The sequence below is a fragment of the Mesotoga sp. UBA5825 genome (assembly GCF_002432955.1).
In the GTDB taxonomy this organism is placed as follows: domain Bacteria; phylum Thermotogota; class Thermotogae; order Petrotogales; family Kosmotogaceae; genus Mesotoga.
Genome location: NZ_DJHG01000015.1, coordinates 1 through 4,932 on the forward strand (window position 1 = coordinate 1; position 4,932 = coordinate 4,932).

Annotated in this window: 7 protein-coding genes; 4 read left to right on the plus strand and 3 right to left on the minus strand. The window is 46.0% G+C overall.

Going from position 1 to position 4,932, the window contains the following annotated elements:
- The first annotated feature begins 103 nt into the window (after positions 1–103).
- The 3 genes from B3N33_RS01000 (at position 104) to B3N33_RS01010 (ending at position 2,201) form a co-directional block, all read left to right on the plus strand.
- Positions 104–379 carry an AbrB/MazE/SpoVT family DNA-binding domain-containing protein gene (locus tag B3N33_RS01000; protein WP_214061305.1) on the plus strand — a complete coding sequence of 92 codons (276 nt, stop codon included), beginning with the start codon at positions 104–106 and terminating at the stop codon, positions 377–379.
- Positions 363–782 carry a putative toxin-antitoxin system toxin component, PIN family gene (locus B3N33_RS01005; RefSeq protein ID WP_214061306.1) on the plus strand — a complete coding sequence of 140 codons (420 nt, stop codon included), beginning with the start codon at positions 363–365 and terminating at the stop codon, positions 780–782. The genes B3N33_RS01000 and B3N33_RS01005 overlap by 17 nt, the downstream gene beginning before the upstream one ends.
- A gap of 828 nt (positions 783–1,610) precedes the next feature.
- Positions 1,611–2,201, plus strand: a complete 591-nt coding sequence (locus tag B3N33_RS01010) for a plasmid pRiA4b ORF-3 family protein (protein ID WP_102818906.1) — start codon at positions 1,611–1,613, stop codon at positions 2,199–2,201.
- 467 nt (positions 2,202–2,668) lie between these two features.
- Here the strand turns inward: B3N33_RS01010 and B3N33_RS01015 are convergent, their stop codons facing one another.
- The 3 genes from B3N33_RS01015 to B3N33_RS01025 all read right to left on the minus strand — a co-directional run bounded on the left by B3N33_RS01015 (position 2,669) and on the right by B3N33_RS01025 (position 3,804).
- Complete coding sequence (locus tag B3N33_RS01015; protein ID WP_214061014.1) at positions 2,669–3,283, minus strand: hypothetical protein; 615 nt, start codon at positions 3,281–3,283, stop codon at positions 2,669–2,671.
- Positions 3,284–3,340: 57 nt separating this feature from the next.
- Positions 3,341–3,478, minus strand: a complete 138-nt coding sequence (locus B3N33_RS01020; protein WP_214061013.1) for a hypothetical protein — start codon at positions 3,476–3,478, stop codon at positions 3,341–3,343.
- Positions 3,479–3,570: 92 nt separating this feature from the next.
- On the minus strand, positions 3,571–3,804 hold the full coding sequence (locus tag B3N33_RS01025; RefSeq protein ID WP_292591869.1) for a nucleotidyltransferase domain-containing protein: 234 nt from the start codon (positions 3,802–3,804) through the stop codon (positions 3,571–3,573).
- A 228-nt stretch (positions 3,805–4,032) separates the two neighbouring features.
- Between B3N33_RS01025 and B3N33_RS01030 the strand changes: the two genes are divergently transcribed.
- Entirely contained in the window at positions 4,033–4,863 is an 831-nt protein-coding gene (locus B3N33_RS01030) for an ADP-ribosylglycohydrolase family protein (RefSeq protein WP_214078425.1), read from the plus strand.
- The last annotated feature ends 69 nt before the right edge of the window (positions 4,864–4,932 follow it).

Sequence of the window (4,932 nt, forward strand, 5' to 3'; positions counted from 1 at the left end):
ATTTCATAATTGATCTCGTTTAACAGCTTCGTTGATGAAGAAAACTGATCATACATAGGAAATATGAATTCATGATATCATATTACTTGCTGGAGGTGATGGCGTGTCGACCAGATTACTTAGGCCAACGGAGAGAGGACAAATAACAATACCAAAGGAAGCGAGAGATAAACTGAAGATCACTCCCGACAGCAGGTTCAAGGTCTCTGTGGAAGGAGATAAGATAATCTATCAGCTGGTGTCGCCTTTCGACATGATAGTCAAGGAGTTTCAGAAAGAGGCGGAGGCCAGAGGCTATACTAAGGAAGAATTGGAAAACGAGCTGGAAAAGGTCAGAAAGAAGCTCTTCACAGAGATTTATCATGAGAGTGATGATTGATTCGAACACATTCCTCTCAGGCATTGTTTTCGACGGAATGGAAGGACTCCTCTTGCATACCATGGTGCATTCCAATCATGTGCTTCTGCTTGCGAGGTTCAGTGTTTCAGAGGTTGAGAGAGTATTGAGAAGGAAGTTCCCAGGTGTGATCGAAGATTACGAGGGTATTCTCCAGTCAATTGATGCAGAAATACTGCCCTTTCCAGACAGAAGCGAAGTGGAGCAATGTATTGAGATAATCAGAGACGAGTACGATGCTCCAATTCTTGCTTCCGCTATTAAGGCTAGACCAGATGTGTTTGTTACAGGCGACAAAGACTTCTTTGAAGAGCGAGTAAGAGCATTGATCAGAGTCGCAACTACAAGAGAGACACTCAAGCTCATACAAGAAAGCAAGATATGAAGCAAAGCTCTTCTGAGCCAACTCCCCACCAATAACGTATGATCAGCCGGTCAAAGAAGAAAGAGCACTGTCGGACGTTCGTTGCGCTCTGTGAAAGACCGAGAAGCGAAAATGGGGACTGACCGGCTCCATAAGAATCGCTGTACGCTTGCTAAGTGACGCTGCACGCTGTGAGGAGACGTCCTTTGAAAAAGCAGTTCCAAGTTGCATGTTCCAAGTTGCAAGCGGTAGAGCGAAAAACTCAGATTCCGTCATGCTGTAAGAGCCGTCCTTCGAAGAGCAGTGAGGAGTTGCTTGTTCCAGTTGCAGGCTAGAGACCTGAAAGCAAAAATGTCACAACGCGTCATCTGAACTTGATTCAGAGTCTTACCCTTCTTTTTTCGTCTCATGTAGCTTTTCTGGTTGACCAAGAACGAAGCACTGGTTTTTCCCTCGGCTAAAGGAGAACCGTTTAACGGCCAACTGATATCGCTTTGCTCTTTCCAATCCCTACCGCAACCCCCGACCCCGGCCTTTTGCTTTTTCTTACTATGCATGATCTGCTTTCTCTCCTTGCTCTTGATACTCTCGAATATGGTTTTTCTAGAAGCGAGGCTTCACCTCAAACTCAAAACGTCTTCTCGCTCTCTAGGTTTTCTCGGAGAACCGATAATCCCAGCAACTTGCATCTGGTGGAACTGATTTCTCTCTCTTCTCCGAGGGTGGATCGCCTACAACCACAACTCTCGGTCTCCAATGTGTCTTTATGAATCCCATTAGCCAAACGTGTTGTCCCATGAATGGGTAGAGCACTATAATAGTTTATCCAACCATAAGCGAGGAGAAAAGATGAAGAAGGGATACAAGCTGATCTATCAGTTCAAGATAATGCTTCTTGACATCACACCGTTAATCTGGCGACGAATACAGGTTCCGGACATCTACACTTTCTGGGATCTTCACGTCGCAATTCAGGATGCTATGGGCTGGTCTGATTACCATCTACACGAATTTCAGGTCGTTGATCCGAAGAGTGACGAGCTTGTTTATATAGGGCTTCCTATTGAAGACGATTTCAAGGAGGTTCTCGATTCCAGAAAACTGCGCATTTCCGATTATCTCTCGATTCATAACCGAAAGGCGTCATACCTCTATGATTTCGGAGACAACTGGATCCACGATATTCTTCTCGAAGAGGTTCTCGGTAGAGACTTGAGTGTCAAGTATCCTAGATGCATCGCCGGTGAACGAGCCTGCCCGCCTGAAGATGTTGGAGGAACAATGGGTTATCGTGATCTTGTTGAGGCAATGAAGAATAAGAAGCACCCTGATCGAGAAGATCTGATCGACTGGCTGGGAAGAGAGTACGACCCCGAATCCTTCGATCGGATGCAAATCCACTTTGACGACCCTGATGAACGCCTGAAGAACACATATTAGAGAAAGCAGAATAGGACGCAAGACTAGACCGGAGCTATCGTTCCAACACAAATTGCTGATAACAGTAGTCTCCAAAGGGCCCTTTTCATCGACAAGAAGACATGGAACGGTACAGCTCGAAAACAGCTCTAATGAGATCTTGCCAGGCCAAGAGAAACCTTCTTCAAGAACTGGCGACCCAACTCGAAGAATCAAAGCCAAACAGACTCAGAAGACAATTGACTCTCTAAACAGCTTATGAAAAGCGCATCTTAGAAGCCCTTCTCTTTGAAGCTCTCAAAGAAGGACTTTACCGAGCATTCCAGAAGAAAAGCGGCCACTGCATACGTAATACAGGGCAGAGGGTTTTCAGAGCCCCGAATCTTTCTTCCTGGAGATTCTTGTTTCCGATTCTCAGTCAGCAACTGGTGCGAACATCTTTATATAGTATCCAAAGCATGTTGTATCCAGCTATCCGGTTTATGAAGTTACGCAAGATAGTCCTCTTCGAACTCTTCGATTGTCTGATACTTCTTCACCTGGACTCTGTTTTCGTCATAGAGCAATCTGTACTCTTCCATTGCTTCGTCGAAGGTCCTCGCCGACCTCTGTAAATCGTTGATATCGAAGTGCTTCATCAGATCGATAGACACGCCTTCGTACTCCTCTCTCATTTCATCGTAGAATCGCTGGCAACTTGCGGCCGTCATGAGAGACAAGTACTTGTTGTCGGTCTTTGCGGCAAGCTCCATCTTGTTTCTCCAGTTCGAATAGATTTCCTCGTAACTACCTGTAAGAGCCTGCGAATCAAGTTTCTTCTTGCCCTTAACTCTGTACTTGATCTCTTCTATCTTCTCCCCCGTACACCGCAAAAGCGAAGTTGCGCTCTCTTTAATTGAACGCAGTGTATCGGCCTCGATGAGTCGTCTGTAATGACCTGGAAATCCAATCGGTAATTCCCGCATCCTTTCGATCTCTTCAGGTATGTGTCTAGACCCAAGACTTACATATGACTTGTTGATTAGATACATGATCATTTCGATAGAGTTGATCAATTTGGCCGACTCGTATTTGACTCTTCCGGACTCTTCACTCAGAACCAACTCTGCGTAAGTCTTCTGAGCCTACCCGAAATGCATCAATATATTCCTCAGATCGTGTTAATTCAGCGGGCTGTTCAGACGTTCCATAGCTTTACCGCGAAGCTCCATAAACCTCTGAGGTTGCTTGTAGTCACGGTAGTAGACGATGTTCACGTCCATCAGCCTTGAGATGTATGGTGTCGAATATTTAGCCATGTCTTCAAGCTGCTGCCAGCTCGTGCAGTAGATATCATGAGCAACGTCTCCCAAAATGAAGCATGAACCTATTCTGTATCCTTTCGAATCGTTTATTCAATGAAGAGATCTAAATCAGACTTGTCGTGTATGTCTCCAGTGGCAAATGAACCATAGATGCCGACCAACGCTACCGAGTCCGGGCAGACACGCTTCGATTTCTCAATCACCGCCTTGATGCTCCTCTCGTTCTTAATCACTAGAGCCTCTTTGATCTTCTCATCCACAACATCCGCTCCATTCTGCATACTGACTTCACTCACCTGCTTATTGCCAACATAACTCATTCAGCTCCCGCAAGTTAGTTTAAAGGACGATTCTATCAAGTGGAGCGGATTTATGTTGACAAACAATACTGTGCTCCATGCAATCACAGGCGATCTCCAGGAAAGGATAAGAGCTGCTAGATTCATCTGAAGAGGCATAGGGTGGGAACCTCCAGCTGCGTTCAGGTCGATGATGTTACACTTGGAATGGAAAATCTCAAGCAACATGAAAGAGGTGGGGTGTGAACTTTGCTGGGAGCAATTGTCGGCGATATCGTCGGGTCGAGATTTGAGTTCAATAATCACCGAAGCAAGGCCTTTGAACTATTCACAGATGAGTGCTTTGCTACGGACGATAGTATAATGAGCCTTGCCGTTGCCAAAGCGATCATGGAAACTGAGAAGGTTGTTGACAAATCGCGAGAAGACTACAGGCTGAGTATGTGCTATGACCGTCTGCTAAGAGAGCTTACAGTGAAATATATGCAGCAGATCGGTCGAAATTATCCTAACTGCGGTTATGGGGGAATGTTTGGAAGATGGATATTCAGCGCCAACCCTCGGCCGTACAATAGCTTCGGCAACGGAGCTGCTATGCGCATTGGCCCTGTGGGATTCACTGCGCGAAATGAATTGGAAGCGATAAGCCTCTCAAAAACGATAACCTCTGTCACTCACGACCACCCGGAAGGGATAAAGGGGGCTGAGGCGACTACCATTGCCATTTTCCTTGCGTGTCAAGGCTTCTCAAAGCGGGATATTCGCGTCAGGATCTCAAGAGATTACTACTCTCTGGATTTCACAATCGACGAGATTCGCCCATCATATGACTTCAATGAAACCTGTCAGGAAACAGTGCCACAGGCCATACAGTGCTTCCTAGAATCAGATTCATTCGAAGATGCAGTCCGCACTGCGGTTTCGCTTGGCGGAGACAGCGACACAATCGCAGCAATAACCGGAGCGATAGCCGAAGCTTACTACAGCATACCGTATGACATAAGAACCAAGGCACTGCACTATCTAGACAAAGAACTCCTCGCGATCTTCTTTGAATGGGAAGCCTTCTTGAAATCATAAAAACTGTCGATAGCGAGATTTCGATTTGACCGTGGTAGGGGGTAGCGGGTAGGGGGTTGGTAAGAGCAA